This window comes from Tumebacillus lipolyticus (assembly GCF_042682745.1).
In the GTDB taxonomy this organism is placed as follows: Bacteria; Bacillota; Bacilli; order Tumebacillales; family Tumebacillaceae; genus Tumebacillus_A; species Tumebacillus_A lipolyticus.
Window position 1 is genome coordinate 330,240 of sequence record NZ_JBHUIO010000009.1, and the last position, 19,850, is coordinate 350,089.

The window sequence follows — 19,850 nt, forward strand, 5'->3', positions numbered from 1 at the left end:
GCATCTTTCAGCTTCGGCAGCTCTCCCTTTTTTAAGGGAATCATCAAATGCTGTGGTTTGCCTTTGCGATCATAAGCGGTGATCAACTGATCTTCGATCACGATCTTTTGAAATTCTTCCGGGCTAAATGCACGTCGTTTAAACATGCTTTGCAATTTGATCTGGTTGTGATCGATCTCAATGTACTGTTTGCGCAACAAAAATACGAGCAACATCACCGCCAGCACGCTCAACCCTGCTGCGATCGATACGGTGGTCGGATCTGTTTTTTGAATGGCATTGTTGATCCAGATGTACGGCGATACGGCTGCGATCGCAATAAACATCCAGTTGCGTTCCCCATCAAATCTCATCATTCTTCTCTCCTGATCTGTTGATTGTTCCTCCCCAGTATACCAAAAAGCTTGGCCACCAGCGATCAATCGTCCCGCAAACTCAGCACACTTTTTCGAACAGTTGAAAAAGGCGTTCCAACGTGTCGCTTCTCTCCGGCTCGCTCGTCGCTAGCAAACGTAAAAGCAACCTGATCCCCCTCGGAAGATCAGGTTGCCCACAACGATCGTTGTTCCAACAAAGGTGGAGTAGCGTTGTTGCCGACCGGCTGCTGGCTGTCGCGCCCCCCTCCGAACAAGGCGCAACTGCCGAAGAAGAGCACGATCAGAAGCAAAACGGGAAGCAAGATCAGCCAGGGATGACGGCGGGTTGAATAGCGAACTTTCCACAGGGGAGACCCCATCTTCATATGCTCGCCTCCTTCTCCCTACAATTGTATGCGAGAAGACGACCGTCTATCTTTCCTTCCATCTCCACTCCTGCCGTGTGCCTGTACGCGCTCATCACATAGACTGCTAAAGAGCAAACTTGAAAGGAGGTACACCTATGTGCCGTTATCACGCAGGCAATTGCAAGCAGTACGTCGGCCAGATGGTACAGGTTCAAACTCGTGATACCTACCATCGAGGCGTTGTGGATCGCATCACACGCAACGGTTTGTATCTGCGTCCGGTCGGCATGGCCTCCGGTGTGAAGGAAAATCAATTTGGTACGCTTGACTTGACCGCTCCAGAACTGCAAGCTGAGCATATTTTCTACGGAGGCTATCGAGGTTTTGGCGGCTACGGCTATGGGGGCTATGGCTATGGCTATGGCTTCCGCAACCCGGCAGCATTTTTCGTCCCGTTTTTGACAATCCTCGCGCTTTCCAGCCTGCTATTCTGGTAGATCAAAAAAGAGAGGGTCTGCTTTCGCTGCCCTCTCTTTTTGCACTTTATTTTTTCTTTTTCGGCTTCGCGTTGTTCGCAGACTGCATCCGCTTGGTTACTTGTGCGAGTTGCTTTTGATTGAGGTTCATGCCCATCGAGCGAGCCATCGCTTGAACCTCTTTGTCAGACATTTGCATGTTCTGCATCTTTTTCTTCAGGTAGTACACGCCGCCAAGAGCGCCGAGAATCAATCCTACCAATAATGTACCAATTGCGATTAGTGTGGTCACCATGCGTATGTATCCTCCTACATCTTTCCTTCTCAATCATGATACCATAGATCATCAAGTTTTAAAAAGCGTTTCGTATATGCCGAAGCTGCTGCACCTCATCGGTGCTTCGATCGAGATAGATGACGATCACGTCGAAACGGAAACGGTAGAAAGCTTGGGGTGTGGTGGAAAGAAAGCGAGTAGCGAGCTGACGGACCTGGCGCTGTTTACGCCAGTCGATCGATTCTTCAGCTGTACCAAAGCGGTTGGAAGTGGTGCGTGTGCGGACTTCGAGGAAAAGGAGCGTATCACCTTCTTGGGCGATAATATCAAGTTCGCCCTCTCGACAGCGCCAATTGCGTGCGAGAAGGCGATATCCTTGTTGAACGAGCCAATCGCAGGCGATCTGTTCACCGCGGGCTCCGATCTGTTTTCGTGAGCGATGCTTGTACACAGTTCAACGCTCCCTTTTGTCGAGGCGTTGAACAAATGCGAGCACTTCTGCGACCACCAGATAGAGATCGGGAGGTATCTCCTTTCCGATCTCAAAGGCGAGGAGCGTTTCGACGAGCGCGCGGTCTTCGTGCATCGGCACGTCGTGTTCAGAAGCCACCGCCAAGATCTGCTCGGCGATCGCGCCCCTCCCGCTGGCAACGATGCGCGGCGCCACATCTTTATTCTGATCATAGTGAATGGCGACCGCTTTCTTCGTTGGTGTTTCGTTCATCTAGGCTCGCTCCTCTCTATGATATGCCGTTAGATCTTCAGATCGAATTGACGCTGGGTCAAAATCGGGGGAAGCAACGGCTGATGTTCCCCCGGCTGTGGTGGCTTCTTGTCCTCCACCTTTAACACCCCGAGATGAAAGCCAACCTTTTGCAAAGCATCGCGAAGGTCGCGCTGATCGGACGCGGTAAGCGCGACCTTCGCCTCATTTTCAGCAAGAAAACGAACGCCAACGATCTTATCCACGATGTGCAGATGAATGTCTAAGTCACCAAGATTGGGCATCTCCAAATGAAACAATACATAGCAGTTGGCCGGATCGATCGCCTTCTGACCCGGGCCTTTTCTGGACATGACGTGCAGTTCGACCGTCTGTTCTTGTCTCCCAAAGCGAATCGGGACGGCAGCATATTGAAAGAACAGGTCGGCGCGGTCACCCGCTGCCGTCTGCATCAACTGCTGACCGGTCACATTTTTCAACAAACTGCTCACATCCTGTTGGAGCGAGCCCAGTCCGATCGTCTCAAGCTCTTTCGCCATCGCTTGTGTGAGCAGCAACGCATGTTTCAACGACCCCTGTTCGCCTGCAGATTTGAGCGCTTGTTGCAAGGCGTTGCCGATCTGTACCGGATCGCTATCGGCCGGAAGTTTCCGCATCGCGTGGGCCAATTGCTCTTCAAAATTCAACCCGAGGCTCTTCGCTTTCTCCGCCAGATGATGAGCTGCTGGTGCCGCATCGTCCGCACTGTGCAACAGTTGATTGACCACTTGCAACAGCTGCTCCAAATGAGTGCGCGTCGATGCGGTCAGCTGTTGATTGCCAAGCGGCGTTGAGGATGGCGTAGGCGGAATATTTTCCGGGAAATGAACTGCATCCTGTTGAGTAAGAGCTACTGCCACTCGCGCAGTCAAAAGATTGCTTGCCGGTGGAGTCGGGCCGCTCGCACTCTGTACAGACTCGCTGCTTGCAGCAGTAGTGCGACTCGCAATCGGCGTTCCGCTCGACTCCCCAGCTCGCGTGGTCGGAGCGTCTTGCTGCTTCTGTGCCACACCGACGGTAGCCGCTCGATCTGGCAGTGGCGTGGAGGTCGCTTCCGCTTGAGTGTTGAGCGCTCCTTGCGCTGGAGTCGTCGCACCCTTCTGAGTGTTCGCCGCTCCTTGTGTCGGTGTCGTCACTCCCGCTTGAGCAGCAGCAGTGCCCTGCGTCGATGCGTTCGCCCCAGCCGCTTGGCTTGTCGTTGCTTGTGTTGGCGTGCTAACACTTTTCGGAGCGCTTGCTTCCGCCTCTGAAGCGATTCCCTGTTGAACCGTTGCCGTGGAAGTCGGAACCTTCCCCTCGCTGCCCAAGTCGGAGCTGCCAGGAGGAAATAGGTTCTGCAGCGCTGTTTGAATCTTGGTGAGCAACTCGTGCAGTTTGGGTCCTGTCTCCAGCGCGTGCATCGCTTCGAAGGTGCTCGGCAAGATCTGAATCCCGAGCTCGGCCATCTTGCCCAGCGTGGCGATATGAGATGGCGTCACTTGCGCCACCCCACGCAAGACGGCAAGCGCGGCGCGGATCGTCTCCTGCTTGAGCGGAATACCTCTTGCTGCAAACTCCTGTACCAACGCCCTCGTCTCTTCCGTTTCCGGCAAGCCGAGCGCGCGGACAAGACCTGCGATATCCAGCTGTTTTCCGCCTTCACCGCCGCGGATCGGCTGACCGACCACCTTGAGCTCCATTGCCCCTTGCTTCTGTTCACCCGTCACCAGCAGATCGACCTGATCGCCAGGCTTGAGGTTGGCATCGAGACGAGCCTTCAGGTTCTTCCCGCCGATCTGGAGCCAAACTTCGTCTTTCCCCGCTTGCTCCAACAGGGTGGCCCGCACCACACTGCCTACCTTGAGCTCCAGCTTGCCCTCCAAATCTTTCGCACCTTGCAGTGTCGAAAGGACGAGTTGGCTCACTTGCCCTGCATTGATTCGCATGTCTCTCCCTCCCACTTCCTTTACTGGTCTACAAAATCGAACAGCGACCCTTGCAGCAGTTTTTGCACCGGCGCAAAGGAAGCGCGATGGATCGGGCAAGGCCCATGTGCCTGCAACGCTTCCATATGCTCTGGTGATGCATAACCTTTATGTCGATCAAAGCCGTATTGCGGATATTCGTTCGCATATTCTTCCATCAGACGATCGCGCGTCACCTTCGCCAAGATCGAGGCTGCTGCAATCGAAAACGAATTAGCATCCCCTTTGACGATCGCCTGATAGGGCTGTTTGCATTCGGGTATTTTTAAATAGTCGGTCAACAGGAAATCGGGTTGGATGGCAAACGCTTCGTTCATCCGTTCGATCGCTTGTCTCGCCGCTTCAAAAGTTCCTTGCAAGATGTTATAGCGGTCGATATATGGCACATCGACCACTCCGATGCCATACGCGACCGCCGCTTCTTTGATCAGATCGAACAGCCGTCCACGGTGCTCCTCCGCCACCTGCTTGGAGTCATTGAGGCCTGGTAGCTCAATCCCTTCTGGCAGGATGACAGCAGCTGCGACAACCGGACCTGCGAGCGGCCCACGGCCCGCCTCATCAACGCCTGCGATCAGACGAAAGCCCTCTGCTCGCGCCACCCGTTCATGTTGCCACATCTGCTCTTGCCAGGCAGCAGTCGCTTCCGACTTCATCCGCTCGCGCAGCTTGGCTTCGATCAGCTTGCGAACGCCAATTCGCGCATCTGACAGTAGCAGTTTTGTCTGCTTTTGATCCGGTTCAGCCTGCTTTAGCCAACTTCTGATCTCTCCGACGGTCAGCGTGGCAAAATCGATTGTGCGCACCATGTCTCTTGAGGAACCCCTTTCTTCGTACTAACCCTTTCGCCACTCGCCCTGTAAATCCTGTCCCGAAACGAAAAACCACCGTGTCGCCACGGTGGTAGAAGTTAAGATTCTTGTTGGTCTTGCTCAACTGACGCTTCCTCAGACCCTTCGACTTCAAAATCGCTCGGGCTTTCCAAGGAGATGCGGCCAAACTGACCGCCACGAAACTCACGGATCATCAATTTCCACGTCGCTTCCAGATCGACCACGTTGCCTGCCCGCAAAAATCCACGCTTTCGACCGATCGCCTCCAGCGCTTCTCGCGGGTCGGTCGGCAGATCGGAGATGCTAAATCGCTCTTCCAAAACGTTTCGGTAGCGCGAGGTCATCACCTGAACGATAAAGATCGCCACCGGCTCGGTGTCGATGATCTCCTCCTTGATCGCCCCTGTCGCCGCCAAGCGAAGCCCGACTTCCGGGTCTTCAAACTTCGGCCAGAGAATGCCCGGCGTATCGAGCAGTTCAAAATCCTTGCCGACTTTGATCCACTGCTGCGCCTGCGTAACGCCCGGTCGATCCCCCGTCTTGGCGATCGACTTTTTCGCCATCCGGTTGATCAGGGAGGACTTCCCGACGTTCGGGATGCCAAGGATCATCGCGCGTGCCGCTCGCGGGCGAATGCCCTTTTTCTTCATCGCCTCTACCTTCGGCGCAAACAACCGCTTCGCTTCGGTTGCCGCCTTGGGCAGACCTTCCCCTTTTAACGCATTGATCGACACGCATGCCAATCCCTGTTTTTGAAAATAGCTCATCCATTGGTCGGTGACGCGAGGATCAGCCAAGTCCGCTTTGTTTAACAACACCAGACGCGGCTTGTTCTGGACGATCTCGTTCATCATCGGGTTGCGGCTCGAAAGCGGGAGCCTCGCATCGACGAGCTCCATCACAATATCGACCAATTTTAATTTCTCGGTTACTTCCCGACGCGCTTTTGCCATATGGCCGGGGAACCATTGAATCGTCATCTTTCCGTTAGCCCCTTTACGCTCAGCTCTGATTCCTAGATGCCGCGGAACTGCCCGAACGGCCACCAGACAAATTCGGCTCGGCCGATCACCAAGTCATACGGGACATAGCCAACCAACGAGTCTCGGCTGTCCTTCGAAGCGTTGCGATTGTCACCGAGGACGAAGATCGTATCCTCCGGCACGACAAACTCTCCACCGCCGGTCGCGGTCGGCTCGGCGATATACTCTTCGTTCAGCTCTTCCCCGTTGCGAAATACTTTGTAGTCGCGAATTTCGATCTTGTCGCCCGGCAGGCCGATCACGCGCTTGATAAAATCTTTCGTCGTGTCTTCCGGATATTGAAACACCACGATGTCGTTATACTCGGGTGCATGGAAACGATAGACCATCTTGTTGACGACCAGACGCTCTTTGTCATCCAGTGTGGGCACCATCGAGTGCCCGTCCACCATGAAGATCGCAAAGGCAAATTGACGAATGAGCAGCGCGAGCAGAAACGCGATCAGCAGCGATCTTCCCCATTCCCACGCTTCCCGTCCAAAACTCTTTTTCTTTTTCTCTTCACCCGCAGTGTCTTGGATTGCTTCGTTTTGAGAGTTTCCTTCACTCATTACTGTGCCTCCCAGCCTGACGTCATATACGATATGAAAGACAAAGAAGGGACTTGTCAATTCAACAAGTCCCCGTACTTTGTTAGCGGATTTCTTTGATACGAGCTGCTTTACCGGTGAGGTTGCGCAGGTAGTACAGCTTCGCACGACGCACGCGACCACGACGGGTCACCTCGATCTTGTCGACCTTCGGAGTGTGAAGCGGGAACGTACGCTCAACGCCTACGCCGTAAGAAATCTTACGAACGGTGTACGTTGCGCTGATACCGCCGCCGCGACGTTTGATCACAACGCCTTCGAAGACCTGGATACGCTCGCGGTTACCCTCTTTTACCTTAACGTGAACACGCACGGTGTCCCCCGCTTTGAACTGAGGAATGTCCTGGCGGATCTGTTCAGCAGTAATTGCTGCAAGCAAATTTTGGTTCATGTGTAGACCTCCTCCCTACAGGCGTTCATAACATGGGCTATCTGTGAGCACCAGAAAGAGGACCGCCTTGATAACAAATGAAAGTATAGCACAAAATCGAGGAGGATGACAAGCGATTTACCTTGATCGACCGATCATTCAGCGCAAGACGCGACGAGCAAACAGGTAGTTGCGGGTCCAATACCCCGATTTCGACATGTTGGTGATCGTCACGCCCGACTTCGGCACGGTGTGAAGCATCTGCCCATTCCCCATGTAGATCCCGACATGTCCCACGCGACCGTCCGAGTATCGCTCCGGATACTTGAAGAACACGAGATCGCCCGCGACCAGCTGCGATTTTGCCACGCGAGTGCCGACGCTCGACTGCTGGCGAGAGTCGCGCGGGAGCGTGACGCCGTGCTGTTTGAACACATACTGCGTGAACGAGGAGCAGTCCATCCGGCGAGGGGCTTCTGAAGATTTCGCGCCAAACTTGTACGGCACGCCCATATACTTTTTGCCGGTGGCGATGATCGCCTGCGCCTTTGCTGCGGTGGATGATGATTGCACCGGAGTTGCCGCCGCATTATTTTCTTTGGCGGGCGACGATTGGCGAGCAGGCTCCATCTCGCGAGTCTGATACTCTGGCGGCACGCGCAACATCTGACCGGGAGTGACCGCATCGCTCTTCATGTTGTTTGCCACGCGCATCGCGCCGATCGTCGTGTGATGCGCCTGCGCGATCTCCCACAGCGTATCGCCCTTTTGCACCTTGTATTGACGAGCGGGAAGCTGCACTTGGATCGAACCGTTCTCCGCCTTAAACCACGTATACGTGTTGAAGACGGCGCTCGCCGAACCCAGCGAGATGTAGGTCTTCCCTTTCAGGTGGATCGGCGGATCGATGTTCACGCGCTCATCGCCCTTTTGAGCAGATGTGTTGCCGACGGAGACTTTGACTGTCACCGATCCATCTGTCGCCACATGCGTTTTGCTGCGATAGCTGTAAGCAACATCCTTGTAGCCCAAAATATGGGCCATATCTGGAAACGGAACATAGTACGCATGGTTGACGATGATCGGATCGATCGCCGCTTTCATCACGCCGTTGATCGCAACACCTGCGCGTTCGACCCCGGTAAACGTGCTGGTGGGCACCGTTTGAACCTCCGCGCCCCCACGGGCGGAAGTAGCTTGCGCGTCCATCAACGCCGGCAATGGCATCAGAGCAAAAGCGGCTGCGAGCATCAGACTGAGTCTCTTCTTCGAACGAATCGTCATCTTCTCCTCACCTCAATCTAAGATTCGACCCCATGCAGATATTGTTTGGCGGGCACGAACACTCAAATCGAAGCAATAGGTGGAAGAAAAGGCAAAGACCTGCACAAGGCAGGTCTTTGTCTGCAGCCGTCCGATCAGCTGCGCAAAAAAGCGATCTCTTCTTTGTACTTTCCTTCCGGCGTTTCCAAGATACATGGCTTACCTTTTGCCAGCTCATGATGCACGATGCGCTTGAGCGCCTCCCCACCGATCGAGCCTAAGCCGATGTTTTCATGGCGGTCTTTGCGCGAGTTAAAAGGTGTTTTGCTATCGTTGATATGCCAGACTTTGAGTCGATCAAAACCGACAGTGTCGCCAAACTTTTGCATGACGCCATCAAAGTCACCCACGATGTCATAGCCGGACGAGTAGAGGTGGCACGTGTCCAAGCAGACGCCGAGCTTGTCCTTGTGTTTGACAAGCGAGATGATCTCCGCCAACTCTTCAAAATTGACCCCGAGCTTCGAACCATCGCCCGCCATGCCTTCGAGGCAGACGGTGAGCTGCTCATCGCCCGTCAAGATCTCATTCAAGCCCTCGGCGATCCGCTTGATGCCATATTCGACGCCTGCGCCCGTATGCGCGCCCGGATGGAAGACGATGTAGCGAATGCCGAGATATTCGGTGCGCTTGATGTCCTCTCGCAGCAGTTCGATCCCATAGTTCCACGTATCCTCCTTGTTGGAGGCGAGGTTGATCAGATAGGGAGCGTGGACGACCGGATCGGCCAAGTTGTGTTCTTTCATCAGCTCATATGCCCGTTCACGGTTGAAGTCTTCGATCGGTCTTGCCTTGCCCCCGCGGTTGGAGCGAGTGTAGATCATATAGGTGTCCGCTTCATAGCTGATCGACTCGTCGACCGCCTTGAGCAGGCCTGTTTTCGCAATCGATACGTTTGCGCCAAGTCTCATTCGAAATCCGTCCTCTCTTCCCCACCAAATCATGGGTATTTACAGTAGGAAGTGTAGCACAGGTTCCTCGCGTAGGCAAACTTGCATACCCTTGAAGTAGCAAACGGTGAAATGGGGGAGATGGCGATGGCAGTCTCGATCAGGATCTCGCTGCAGAAGCGCAGGCTCTACCTACAGTCAGACGGGAAAGTGATCAAAAGCTATCCGATCGGCGTGGGAAAAAAAGCGACCCAGACTCCGAGCGGCAACTTTACGATCGTGAGCAAAGTGCCCAACCCTGGGCGTCGGCCAGGAGGCCCGCTCACCGTCTACGGAACCTACTGGATGGGGTTGTCCAAAAAAGGATATGGGATTCACGGCACCAACCGGCCCTCCTCAATCGGTCACTACGTGTCCAAAGGCTGTATTCGGATGTACAACAAGGATGTGGAGGACTTAGCAAAGCGAGTATCGGTCGGGACTGCGGTAAAGATCACGCCCTAGAAAATAAAAAAACCTCTCAGCAAGAGAGGTTTCCATCGACAAAAATGTATGGTGCGAGTAGCCGGACTCGAACCGGCACGGGGTTGCCCCCGACAGATTTTAAGTCTGTTGTGTCTGCCATTCCACCACACTCGCATGTGGAAAGAGAAAAAAAAGTTGGAGGTGGCACCCGGATTTGAACCGGGGAATCAAGGTTTTGCAGACCTATGCCTTACCACTTGGCTATGCCACCAGAACAATGGAGCGGAAGACGGGATTCGAACCCGCGACCCTCGCCTTGGCAAGGCGATGCTCTACCCCTGAGCCACTTCCGCGTACAGGACGTACCGCGTCCAACGTTGCGACAGGAAGTTGCGCCCTTAGTTGGACTACCTTTTGCACTGCACCGCGTCCAACGTTGCGACAGGACGTCGCGCCCTTAGTTGGACCACCTCTTGCACTGCACCGCGTCCAACGTTGCGACAGGACGTCGCGTTCTTAGTTGGACTACCTTACTCGATCAAAAATGGTGACCCGTACGGGATTCGAACCCGTGAATGCCGCCTTGAAAGGGCGGTGAGTTAAGCCGCTTCTCCAACGGGCCAAACGTGGTGCCTTCAACCGGAATCGAACCGATGACCTCATCCTTACCATGGATGCGCTCTACCTACTGAGCTATGAAGGCAAACTGGCTCCCCGAACAGGACTCGAACCTGTGACCATCCGATTAACAGTCGGGCGCTCTACCAACTGAGCTATCGAGGAATCTTGGTGGAGATAAGCGGATTCGAACCGCTGACCCCCTGCTTGCAAGGCAGGTGCTCTACCAACTGAGCTATACCCCCAAAGTGATTAGAAGAAGATGGTGCCGGAGGTGGGACTCGAACCCACAAAATCACGATTTTGAGTCGCGCACGTATGCCAATTCCATCACTCCGGCAAGTTGGCTGGGGAGGAAGGGATCGAACCTTCGCATGACGGAGTCAAAGTCCGTTGCCTTACCGCTTGGCGACTCCCCAACACACTGAAATCTTTCAGCAACGAAACTCAATATATCACACAGCATCAACGCTGTCAATAGAAAAAACACCCTGCCCGCACAGAGCAGGGTTGTTGTCATTCTGCGCCTTCCTCGCGCTTCACCTCTGCGAGCAGCTTTTGATCCTGTGGGCTCAGCTCATGCTGTGCCAAAAGATCAGGCCGACGAAGCAATGTGCGCCTAAGCGACTCTTTGCGGCGCCACGATTCAATGTTCGCATGATGGCCTGACATGAGGATGTCGGGGACTTTCCAGCCGCGAAAATCGGCTGGGCGCGTATAATGAGGGTATTCGAGCAGCGGCTCGCGAAACGAGTCGAGCTCAGCAGAAGTCTCGTTGCCCAGCACGCCTGGCAACAGGCGGACGATCGAATCGACGATCACCATCGCAGGCAACTCCCCTCCGGTCAGCACATAGTCGCCGATCGAGATTTCATCGGTGATCAGGTGCTCGCGAATCCGCTCATCATACCCTTCATAATGGCCGCTGATCACGATCAGGTGGTCTTCCTGCGCGAGTTCTAGCGCTTTGTTCTGGCTGTAAACTTCCCCCTGCGGACAGGTCAGAATGATGCGCGGTCGCTTGCCCTCTTGCAGCAGAGACTCCACCGCCAAAAAGATCGGCTCCGGCTTCAACACCATGCCGCCACCCCCGCCATAAGGAGTGTCGTCCACCGTGTTGTGCTTGTTGTTCGAATGGTCTCTGAAGTCGATCAGGTTGATTTCAACCGCATTCTGATTTCTGGCCCGCCCGACGATGCTCCCCCCGATCACAGGTTCGAACATCTCGGGAAAGATGGTCACGATGTCAATTCGCACTCGAAATTCGCCTCCACGTTAGTCGAGCAGACCTGGCATGATGTGCACGATGATCTTTTTGTTGCGCACATCGACATCGAGCACGCAATCGGGGATCACAGGCAGGAGAATGTCTTTCCCCTTCGGAGGCTTGACCACATAAACATCGTTCGCCCCCGGCTGCATAACCTCTTTGAGCACCCCGAGCACTTGCCCTTGATCTGTCACTACCTCACAGCCGACCAGTTGATAGATGTAATATGTATTGTCAGGTAGTTCCATCAGCTCTTCTTCGTAGACCATCAGGTCTCCGCCCTTGTATCTTTCTACATCGTTGATCGAATGATGCCCTTCGAACGTCAACAGGATAAACTGTTTGTGCTTGCGAGCGGAAGCGATGGTCAACAGACGCGGTGTGGGCTGATTCGGTTGTACCAAGTAGAGCTCCGATCCCTTTTTAAAGCGAACGTCTTCAAAATCGGTACGCGAGAGTACCCGAACTTCTCCTCGCACCCCTTGCGTATTCACCAGATGTCCGACGAGGATCATGTTCTGTCCTTGACTCAAACTTCATCACCTTCACGACGAATTTCGACGACGATCCCATCTTTCAGGATGATCTCGGTACCTTGAATCACATTTTCCCAAACATCGCCGACGCGCACTTCAACGTTCGTGTCGACCTGTCCACCCGGAATCTCAGAGCCGATCGGGCTTTGTTGGATCTGCACCAGCTGTTGCATCATCTGCTCGCGGCGCTCCATGCGCATTCCGACCTCTTGATTGATGCGAGCTTGCACCGAATTGACCGCCTGCGGGCCGTTCTTTTCCGCATCTTGCAACGCCTTGCGGGATTGGAAATCAATTTGCTCCAACTCGTGCTGAACGCCTTGGATCGCCTGGTTGATCTCGCCGGTGATCTGCGCTTTCGTTTCTTCTGTAAGAACTATTTTTATCTGTACCGGAACTCGTAAGTTTAACACATTAATTCACACTCCTTCGTATTTATAGCTATTATACCACAAAAAGGCTAGGAGTCATGAGGCTCCTAGCCTTTCGGTTAGACAATTTCAATCGTGACACGTTTTTGCTCTTGCAAAGCGGCTGCCGACACGACGGTGCGGAGCGCCTTTGCAACCCGTCCTTGCTTGCCGATAATTTTCCCCATATCTGATGGGGCTACCGATAATTCAAACACGATTGCCTTCTCGGTCACAATCTCTGCTACCCGAACTTCCTCCGGGCGATCCACGAGTGCTTTGGCGATCGTTTCAACCAATTGCTTCATAGCAAATCCTCCCTAGGAAGAGAGATTACTTGCCAGATTTCGCTTCGTGGACTTTCTTGAGGATACCCGTTTTCGAGAAAAGGTTCTTCACGGTGTCGGACGGTTGTGCACCGTCGTTCAGCCACTTGATCGCCTTCTCTTCGTCGATGTTGATCTGAGCCGGTTGAGTTACCGGATTATAGGTACCGATCTCCTCGATGAAACGACCATCGCGCGGAGAACGGGAATCAGCTACGACTACGCGGTAGAACGGAGCTTTCTTTTGACCCATACGCTTCAGACGAATCTTTACTGCCATTGAATTTCACCTCCATCACAAAATCATATCTTATCATAAATCTCGTTCCGATGGAACGAAAAGATTTACCGTCAGTAAGTATCTTGGGATTATTGCATGAACGGGAGTTTGAATCCCTTGCCCTTTTTCCCTTTTTTCATCTTCTTGGCCATTCCGGAGAACTGTTTCATCATCTTCTGCATTTCCTCAAACTGCTTGAGCAGCCGGTTGATCTCCTGAACGGTCGTTCCACTGCCCTTCGCGATGCGCTTGCGCCGTGAGGAGTCGATCATCTTCGGCTCGATGCGCTCAAGCGGTGTCATCGAGCGAATGATCGCTTCCACGCGACCGATCTGCTTGTCGTCCACATTCACGTTCTGCATGCCTTTGAGCTTGTTCATGCCAGGCATCATTCCAAGCAGTTGATCGAGAGGACCGATCTGTTTGACCTGTTGCAGTTGATCGAGGAAATCGTCGAGCGTGAAGTCTGCGTTGCGCAGTTTGCGCTCCATCTCCATCGCCTTGTCCTTGTCGATGTTCTGCTGCGCTTTTTCGATCAGGGTGAGCACATCGCCCATCCCCAAGATGCGAGATGCCATCCGATCCGGATGGAACGGCTCGATCGCGTCGATCTTTTCGCCGATGCCGGCAAACTTGATCGGGATCCCCGTCACCGCTCGAATGGAGAGCGCAGCACCGCCGCGAGTATCCCCGTCGAGCTTGGTCAGGATCGCGCCTGTCACTTCCAACTGGTTGTGGAAGCTCTCTGCGACGTTGACCGCATCTTGTCCTGTCATCGAATCCACCACGAGCAAAATCTCGTCAGGGTTGACCTCCGCCTTCACCTGCTGAAGCTCTTCCATCAGCCCTTCGTCGATGTGCAGACGGCCTGCCGTATCGACCAGCACGTAGTCATGACCGTGTATCTTCGCATGGTGCAGCGCCTGTTTGGCGATCTCCACCGGCGATACCTGATCGCCGAGCGAGAAGACCTCCACTTCGAGCTGTTGACCGAGCACTTGCAACTGCTTGATCGCAGCCGGACGGTAGATGTCACAAGCGACGAGCAGGGGCTTTTTCCGATCTTTTTGCAGAAGTCGCGCCAACTTGCCCGCATGAGTGGTTTTACCCGCACCTTGCAGACCGACCATCATCACGACGGTGGGCGGCTTGGTGACGGCGAGCTTCGCTTGCTCGCCCCCCATCAGGGCTGTCAATTCTTCGTTGACGATCTTGATGACATGTTGTCCCGGAGTCAGGCTTTGCAGGACTTCCTGTCCGACTGCACGCTCGCGCACCTTCTCAACAAAGTCCTTGACGACCTTAAAGTTGACGTCCGCTTCGAGCAGGGCCAGTCGCACTTCCCGCATGGCTTCTTTTACGTCCGATTCGCTCAGCTTCCCTTTTCCGCGCAGGCGGTTGAAGGTATCTTGCAATCGGTTCGCTAATCCTTCGAAGACCATTGCCATCCTCCTTATTTCCCGAAGTCGAGCTTCGGTTATTCTTCGATCAGCTCATCGAGGAGCGAAGCGAGCTGGGCAAGCTTCTCCTCAGGCACATCGGAGAGCAGTTCCATAACCTGCTGTCCGATCTCCTTGCGGCGCAGAAAACGCTCGACAAGGCGCAGCTTGACCTCATATTCGAGGAGCTGCGCGCCGGCGCGCTTTAAGTTATCGTGAACCGCTTGACGGCTGATCGCAAATTGCTCGGCTATCTCCGCAAGCGAAAGATCATCCAAGTAGTACAGCTCGACAAATTGCCGTTGCTTCTCGGTGAGCATAACACCGTAAAAGTCGTACAGCAGGTTCATCTGGGTAGTCTTTTCTAACAATCGAGCCACCCCCAGCCTGTCAAGTCGAGAACCTTTACAGACGATATATTACTCAAAAGACAACCGCTTGTCAACTCTCTTAGAAAAAATCTTACTCTTGTGCCTTTTCCCCGCCGCTTGCGAACAGCGCATCGATAAAATCTTTCGATTCAAACGGCTGCAGATCGTCGATCTTCTCGCCGAGACCGACCAGTTTGACCGGGATGGAAAGCGCCTTGCGGATCGCGATGACGATGCCGCCTTTTGCCGTGCCATCGAGCTTGGTCAGCACAAGCCCGGTCACCCCGGTCGATTCGCCGAACAGCTTGGCCTGCTGCAGCGCGTTCTGCCCGGTGGTCGCGTCGAGCACCAGCAGCGTCTCGTGCGGACCGTCCGGCACTTCGCGCTTGATCACGCGATAGACTTTGTTCAGCTCTTCCATCAGGTTGGCCTTGTTCTGCAGACGACCTGCCGTATCGCAGAGCAGCACGTCCGCTTTGCGGGAGCGCGCCGCCTGGATGCCGTCGAAGATGACGGCAGCCGGATCGGAACCGGCCTGTTGCTTGATCACGTCCACGCCTGCTCGCTGCCCCCAGACCTCCAACTGCTCGATCGCTCCTGCTCGGAAGGTGTCGCCTGCAGCCAACACCACCTTCTTGCCCTCGCTTTTATAATGATGCGCCAATTTGCCGATCGTCGTCGTCTTGCCGACGCCGTTGACCCCGACGAAGAGGATGACGGTCAAACCTTCTCGCGCGATGTTCAACTCGTTGTTTTGCTCGCCCATCAGCTCGACCAAAATATTCTTGAGGACGGGGCGCAGCTCTTCTGCGTCTGTCAGCTTGCGCGCTTTTACCTCCACGCGCAATTCATCCATGATGTCCATCACCGTGTTGACACCGACGTCCGCCATGATCAGCGCTTCTTCAAGCTCCTCGTAAAACTCCTCGTCGATCTTTCGCCCGAACGAGATCAGCGATTCGACTTTGCCCATCAGCGCGTCGCGCGTTTTGGCAAGACCTTCTTTGAATTTGCTAAAAAAACCCATATCCGAACATCTCCTTCTCTCAACTCGCTAAGTTCCAAACCTCGCGATCTCATTTTCGACCAGACGAACGGAGACGACCTTGGAGATGCCCGACTCTTCCATCGTGATCCCGTACAGGACGTCCGCGCCTTCCATCGTTCCCTTGCGATGCGTGATGACGATAAACTGCGTCTGCTTGGAAAACTCGCGCAGATACTGCGCATAGCGCACCACGTTTGCATCATCGAGCGCCGCCTCCACCTCATCGAGCACGCAAAACGGCACCGGCTTGACGCGCAGAATCGCAAACAGCAGCGCTAAAGCGGTCAGCGCACGCTCTCCGCCGGAGAGCAGATTGAGGTTTTGCAACTTTTTGCCCGGCGGTTGTGCCAACACCTCGATGCCGGTCGTCAGCGGACGCTCCGGATCGGTCAAGGTGAGATCTGCTCGTCCACCGCCGAAGAGTGCGGCAAACACATCGACAAAATGCGTGCGGATCGCCTCAAACGTCTCGTGGAAACGCTTCGACATCTCCGCGTTGATCTCCCCGATGATCTCATAGAGCTGTTCGGTCGCTTTGACCAGATCGTCGCGCTGTTCGCTGAGAAAGCTCAGGCGATCCTGCATCCGCACATGCTCTTCGATCGCACCGTAGTTAACATCGCCGAGCGCTTCGATTTCCCGCCGGAACGTGCGCACCTGCAGTCTGGTCTGCTCGATCTCCGCTGGTAGCGGATAGCGTTCCTTCGCCAGTTCGAACGACAGGCGGTACTCCTCCGCAAGCTTAGTCAGCGCGTTGTTCAGCTCGACGTCCAGCCGATTGACCTTTACCTCGTTTGTGTGCACCTTCTGCTCGATCGCTTTGAGCAGGATGCGCGCCTCGCGCAACTGCTGCTCCAGTTGGCCTGCCTTGCCCGCCATCTGCGCCCTCGTCTGGCGAAGCAGTTCAAGCTTCTGCTCCGCTTCTTTGTGCGCGCTCTCAAAGCCGGTGAGCAACAACTGCGCTTCTCCCAGCTCTTTTCTGATCTCTTCCAAACGAAGCGCCGCATCCTGAAGCTCCTGTTCCTTGCCGCCGATCTCCCGCTCCAGTTCAGCGAGGCGTCCAAGCAAGCGCTCGACGTTGGCGAGCCCCCCTTGGTGTTCCTGCTCGATGGCGGCGAGGCGAACTTTAAACTCGGTCACCTCTTCGTTCGCATCGTTCATCGCGAGCTGCTGCGCTTTCCGCGCATCCTGCTTCTCTTCGATCGTCTGCTGCAGGGCGGCAACCTGCGCGTCGAGGCTGGACAGGCTTGCCCCCACCTGCTCCTGCTTCAGCCGACTCTCCTTTTCCTCCGCCCGATACTGCCTAAGTTCGAGCGCGACCAGTTCGAGTCGCTCTTCGATTCCCGCCTGCTGGATCTGGAGTTCGCGAATTTGCGAGTCCTGCTTGTACAGCTTTTCTCGATAGGCTTCCAGCTTCCCGTTCAGATCGGACAGCTCCGTTTTTGCCTCTTCCAATTCTTGCTCTTTTTGTCGAAATACAATCTCCGCATCGCCGATCTTTTTTTCCAGCTGACGCAGCATCGCTTCCATCTCTTCGATCTCACGGGTGCGCCCGAGCAGAGAGGTTCCCTTTTTCTGCATCGAGCCACCGCTCATCGAGCCGCCGGGGTTGACCACATCGCCCTCCAGCGTGACGACGCGCACGCGGTACTGCAGCAGGCGAGCTAAAGCGTTCGCATCGGCGATCGTCTTGGCGATGATGACCGAACCGAGCAGATTGTCGACGATGTTCTGATAGCGGTTCTCAGTCGCAACCAGTTCAGACGCGATGCCCACATAGCCGCTGTGGCCTTCGATCGCCATCCGCTCGGAGCGACCCAAGCTGCGCCCCTTGATCACATCGAGCGGCATGAAGGTCGCCCGCCCGCCGCTCGACTGCTTCAGAAAGCGGATCGCCTCCTGCCCCGCTCGCTCATCCGCGACGACGATGTGCTGCATCGCACCGCCGAGCGCCGTCTCGATCGCAGGCTCCAGCTGTTGCGGCACTTGCACCAGCTCGGCCACCGCTCCGATCGTTCCGTTCAACCGCCCCTTTTGCGCCGCTTGCAGCACGTTGCGCACACCGACCTGATAGCCGCCATACTGGGATTCCATATCCCGCATCAGCTCATAGCGCGAGCGGGCGGAGGCGTGCTCAGTCTGCCACGAGCGCAGCAGTGCGGAGCGCTTCTCCTGATCTTGCGCCTCCCGCTCGATCTTCGCTCTCAGCGCCTGCTGTCGCTCCGCGGCGAGCGCTTCTTGTGACGCATCGTCGCCCTTTTCCTTCTGCACATCGGCAAGCGTCGCCCGATAGGATTGAAGCCGCGCTTTCAGCTCCCCCTCCTCCTCCGCTTGGCGGGCGATGCGCCGGTCGAGCGCTTCGAGCGTCGTCTGTAAGTTTTTCAACTCATTTCGCTTCGAAGCGCTGTCATTGAGCTTTTCGATCAATTCGCTCTTCAGGCGCTCCACTTCGTCCTCACTGCCCACCTTGTCCAAAATCCCTTTGGCCAGGTTGAGCTTCTCCTCCAGCTCGCGGCGCAACACCTGAATCTTGGCAGCGAGACCTGACGCTTTATCTGCTTCCACCCGATGCAGCTCCAACGTGGTGTCCTGCTCCCGCCGCAGCTTGCTCAGCGCGCTCTCGATGTCCTGGCTGGTCACCAACAGGTTGCGCTCGCGCTCGCGGAGGACTTCGCGGCGACCTTCCGCCTTCTCAAACTCCTGCACGACTTCGACCAGCGCGGCCTGCGCCAGATCAAACTCCTGCTCGATCCGACCGATCTCAAAGCGCACCTTTTCAAAGTCTGCCTCTTGCTTGTTGACCAGCACAGAGCGGTCGAGATGCTCCTCGGCGAGCGCCTTGCCCTCCGCGGTGCCTGCCGACCACTTGCCGTGCAGGTCCTCGATCTCGTGAACGTACAGGGCGACCTCATATCGCTCAAGTTGCTTTTTATATTCTTTCGCTTTGACGGCCACCGCCGCCTGTTCTGCGATCGGACCGATCTGTACCTCCAGCTCGCCGATCACATCGCCGATGCGAATCAGGTTGGCTGTCGTCTCATCCAGCTTCTTCTCCGCTTCTTTTTTCCGAGTTTTGTATTTGACAATCCCTGCCGCCTCTTCAAAGATCATCCGCCGATCTTCCGACTTGTTGGACAAAATCTCATCGATGCGGCCTTGACCGATCACCGAATAAGCCTCCTTGCCAAGCCCGGTATCCATAAACAGTTCGGTGATATCTTTGAGCCGGCAGGACTGCTTGTTGATCATATATTCAGATTCACCCGAGCGATAGACCCGCCGGGTGATCACCACCTCTTGAAAAGCCAGATCCAGCTCGTGCTGACTGTTGTCGAGCGTAAGCGACACTTCACAATAGTTGACCGGCTTGCGAGTGTCCGAACCGGCAAAGATGACATCCTCCATCTTCGCTCCGCGCAAGCTCTTGGCGCTCTGTTCGCCGAGCACCCAGCGGATCGCATCGGACACGTTCGATTTGCCGCTCCCGTTGGGGCCGACGACTGCGGTCACGCCGGGAACAAATTCAAGTTCGGTGCGATCGGCAAACGATTTGAATCCGATCGCTTCTATCCGCTTCAGATACAACCCATTTCCCCCTCCAAGCTGGTCGACATTCAACCTGTCTATTTTATCATATACTTTTTGTTTGCGGGCGAGTGGTGAAACTTCACCCGCCGTTCACACCAGCTTCAAAATGATCGGTTATGATTGCCTTGTAAAGATTAACAACCGATAAGGAGGCGCAAGCGCCGTGAAACAGCTGATCGAAAAAATGATCAAACTGATCTCCTTACACCCAGACGATGTCCAGTACGAAAAATACCGCGCAAGCTC

The 19,850-nt window shown here is 55.0% G+C and carries 23 protein-coding genes and 9 tRNA genes; 2 read left to right on the forward strand and 30 right to left on the reverse strand.

Annotation, left to right across the window (positions count from 1 at the left end):
* Window positions 1–353, reverse strand: a 353-nt coding sequence (locus tag ACFSOY_RS15545; RefSeq protein ID WP_386048136.1) for a hypothetical protein, incomplete at its 3' end; no start/stop codon positions are given.
* Between the two features lie 188 nt (window positions 354–541).
* The gene (locus ACFSOY_RS15550) at window positions 542–742 is read right to left on the reverse strand and encodes a hypothetical protein (RefSeq protein ID WP_386048138.1); all 201 of its coding nucleotides are present in this window, start codon (window positions 740–742) and stop codon (window positions 542–544) included.
* 137 nt (window positions 743–879) lie between these two features.
* Here ACFSOY_RS15550 and ACFSOY_RS15555 point away from each other — a divergent pair, with 137 nt between their 5' ends.
* Window positions 880–1,221 (forward strand): hypothetical protein, encoded by a 342-nt coding sequence (locus ACFSOY_RS15555; protein ID WP_386048139.1) that lies wholly within the window; start codon window positions 880–882, stop codon window positions 1,219–1,221.
* A 46-nt stretch (window positions 1,222–1,267) separates the two neighbouring features.
* On the opposite strand, the gene ACFSOY_RS15560 is transcribed toward ACFSOY_RS15555, so the two are convergent.
* The 10 genes from ACFSOY_RS15560 to ACFSOY_RS15605 all read right to left on the reverse strand — a co-directional run bounded on the left by ACFSOY_RS15560 (window position 1,268) and on the right by ACFSOY_RS15605 (window position 9,274).
* Window positions 1,268–1,495: a YneF family protein gene (locus tag ACFSOY_RS15560; RefSeq protein WP_386048140.1), complete on the reverse strand. Its 228-nt coding sequence runs from the start codon at window positions 1,493–1,495 to the stop codon at window positions 1,268–1,270.
* A 58-nt stretch (window positions 1,496–1,553) separates the two neighbouring features.
* Window positions 1,554–1,928 carry a YraN family protein gene (locus ACFSOY_RS15565; RefSeq protein ID WP_386048142.1) on the reverse strand — a complete coding sequence of 125 codons (375 nt, stop codon included), beginning with the start codon at window positions 1,926–1,928 and terminating at the stop codon, window positions 1,554–1,556.
* 3 nt (window positions 1,929–1,931) lie between these two features.
* The gene (locus ACFSOY_RS15570) at window positions 1,932–2,201 is read right to left on the reverse strand and encodes an EscU/YscU/HrcU family type III secretion system export apparatus switch protein (RefSeq protein ID WP_386048144.1); all 270 of its coding nucleotides are present in this window, start codon (window positions 2,199–2,201) and stop codon (window positions 1,932–1,934) included.
* 29 nt (window positions 2,202–2,230) lie between these two features.
* Entirely contained in the window at window positions 2,231–4,165 is a 1,935-nt protein-coding gene (fliK, locus tag ACFSOY_RS15575) for a flagellar hook-length control protein FliK (protein WP_386048146.1), read from the reverse strand.
* A 20-nt stretch (window positions 4,166–4,185) separates the two neighbouring features.
* A complete protein-coding gene (locus ACFSOY_RS15580) occupies window positions 4,186–5,013 on the reverse strand; it encodes a ribonuclease HII (RefSeq protein WP_386048148.1) in 828 nt (275 codons plus the stop codon).
* Window positions 5,014–5,114: 101 nt separating this feature from the next.
* Window positions 5,115–6,017 (reverse strand): ribosome biogenesis GTPase YlqF, encoded by a 903-nt coding sequence (gene ylqF, locus ACFSOY_RS15585; protein WP_386048150.1) that lies wholly within the window; start codon window positions 6,015–6,017, stop codon window positions 5,115–5,117.
* A gap of 35 nt (window positions 6,018–6,052) precedes the next feature.
* Window positions 6,053–6,631, reverse strand: coding sequence for a signal peptidase I (gene lepB, locus ACFSOY_RS15590; protein WP_386048152.1), 579 nt, complete (start codon window positions 6,629–6,631; stop codon window positions 6,053–6,055).
* A gap of 82 nt (window positions 6,632–6,713) precedes the next feature.
* A complete protein-coding gene (gene rplS / locus ACFSOY_RS15595; RefSeq protein ID WP_386048154.1) occupies window positions 6,714–7,061 on the reverse strand; it encodes a 50S ribosomal protein L19 in 348 nt (115 codons plus the stop codon).
* 138 nt (window positions 7,062–7,199) lie between these two features.
* Window positions 7,200–8,324, reverse strand: a complete 1,125-nt coding sequence (locus tag ACFSOY_RS15600) for a C40 family peptidase (RefSeq protein WP_386048156.1) — start codon at window positions 8,322–8,324, stop codon at window positions 7,200–7,202.
* Between the two features lie 134 nt (window positions 8,325–8,458).
* Entirely contained in the window at window positions 8,459–9,274 is an 816-nt protein-coding gene (locus ACFSOY_RS15605) for a deoxyribonuclease IV (RefSeq protein ID WP_386048158.1), read from the reverse strand.
* A 126-nt stretch (window positions 9,275–9,400) separates the two neighbouring features.
* Between ACFSOY_RS15605 and ACFSOY_RS15610 the strand changes: the two genes are divergently transcribed.
* Entirely contained in the window at window positions 9,401–9,757 is a 357-nt protein-coding gene (locus ACFSOY_RS15610) for a L,D-transpeptidase (protein WP_386048160.1), read from the forward strand.
* A 49-nt stretch (window positions 9,758–9,806) separates the two neighbouring features.
* Here ACFSOY_RS15610 and ACFSOY_RS15615 read toward each other — a convergent pair.
* From ACFSOY_RS15615 to smc, 18 genes are all read right to left on the reverse strand, one after another.
* Window positions 9,807–9,892, reverse strand: a tRNA-Leu gene (locus ACFSOY_RS15615).
* Window positions 9,893–9,914: 22 nt separating this feature from the next.
* Window positions 9,915–9,989, reverse strand: a tRNA-Cys gene (locus ACFSOY_RS15620).
* A gap of 7 nt (window positions 9,990–9,996) precedes the next feature.
* Window positions 9,997–10,071, reverse strand: a tRNA-Gly gene (locus ACFSOY_RS15625).
* A gap of 192 nt (window positions 10,072–10,263) precedes the next feature.
* Window positions 10,264–10,340: transfer RNA gene (locus ACFSOY_RS15630), tRNA-Glu, on the reverse strand.
* Window positions 10,341–10,345: 5 nt separating this feature from the next.
* A tRNA-Thr gene (locus ACFSOY_RS15635) sits at window positions 10,346–10,421 on the reverse strand.
* Window positions 10,422–10,425: 4 nt separating this feature from the next.
* Window positions 10,426–10,501 (reverse strand) — tRNA-Asn (locus tag ACFSOY_RS15640).
* 4 nt (window positions 10,502–10,505) lie between these two features.
* Window positions 10,506–10,581 (reverse strand) — tRNA-Ala (locus ACFSOY_RS15645).
* 18 nt (window positions 10,582–10,599) lie between these two features.
* A tRNA-Leu gene (locus ACFSOY_RS15650) sits at window positions 10,600–10,676 on the reverse strand.
* 4 nt (window positions 10,677–10,680) lie between these two features.
* Window positions 10,681–10,755 (reverse strand) — tRNA-Gln (locus ACFSOY_RS15655).
* Window positions 10,756–10,852: 97 nt separating this feature from the next.
* Window positions 10,853–11,593, reverse strand: a complete 741-nt coding sequence (gene trmD, locus ACFSOY_RS15660; RefSeq protein WP_386048162.1) for a tRNA (guanosine(37)-N1)-methyltransferase TrmD — start codon at window positions 11,591–11,593, stop codon at window positions 10,853–10,855.
* 18 nt (window positions 11,594–11,611) lie between these two features.
* Window positions 11,612–12,121 carry a ribosome maturation factor RimM gene (rimM, locus tag ACFSOY_RS15665; RefSeq protein WP_386048370.1) on the reverse strand — a complete coding sequence of 170 codons (510 nt, stop codon included), beginning with the start codon at window positions 12,119–12,121 and terminating at the stop codon, window positions 11,612–11,614.
* 14 nt (window positions 12,122–12,135) lie between these two features.
* Window positions 12,136–12,555 carry a YlqD family protein gene (locus tag ACFSOY_RS15670; protein WP_386048164.1) on the reverse strand — a complete coding sequence of 140 codons (420 nt, stop codon included), beginning with the start codon at window positions 12,553–12,555 and terminating at the stop codon, window positions 12,136–12,138.
* A gap of 77 nt (window positions 12,556–12,632) precedes the next feature.
* Window positions 12,633–12,860, reverse strand: coding sequence for a KH domain-containing protein (locus tag ACFSOY_RS15675; RefSeq protein ID WP_386048166.1), 228 nt, complete (start codon window positions 12,858–12,860; stop codon window positions 12,633–12,635).
* 25 nt (window positions 12,861–12,885) lie between these two features.
* Window positions 12,886–13,158, reverse strand: coding sequence for a 30S ribosomal protein S16 (rpsP, locus tag ACFSOY_RS15680; RefSeq protein WP_386048168.1), 273 nt, complete (start codon window positions 13,156–13,158; stop codon window positions 12,886–12,888).
* Window positions 13,159–13,247: 89 nt separating this feature from the next.
* Window positions 13,248–14,600, reverse strand: coding sequence for a signal recognition particle protein (gene ffh / locus ACFSOY_RS15685; RefSeq protein WP_386048170.1), 1,353 nt, complete (start codon window positions 14,598–14,600; stop codon window positions 13,248–13,250).
* 35 nt (window positions 14,601–14,635) lie between these two features.
* The gene (locus ACFSOY_RS15690; RefSeq protein ID WP_386048172.1) at window positions 14,636–14,968 is read right to left on the reverse strand and encodes a putative DNA-binding protein; all 333 of its coding nucleotides are present in this window, start codon (window positions 14,966–14,968) and stop codon (window positions 14,636–14,638) included.
* Between the two features lie 91 nt (window positions 14,969–15,059).
* Window positions 15,060–15,995, reverse strand: a complete 936-nt coding sequence (gene ftsY / locus ACFSOY_RS15695; RefSeq protein WP_386048174.1) for a signal recognition particle-docking protein FtsY — start codon at window positions 15,993–15,995, stop codon at window positions 15,060–15,062.
* A gap of 27 nt (window positions 15,996–16,022) precedes the next feature.
* Window positions 16,023–19,601 carry a chromosome segregation protein SMC gene (gene smc / locus ACFSOY_RS15700; protein WP_386048176.1) on the reverse strand — a complete coding sequence of 1,193 codons (3,579 nt, stop codon included), beginning with the start codon at window positions 19,599–19,601 and terminating at the stop codon, window positions 16,023–16,025.
* Window positions 19,602–19,850 lie beyond the last annotated feature (249 nt).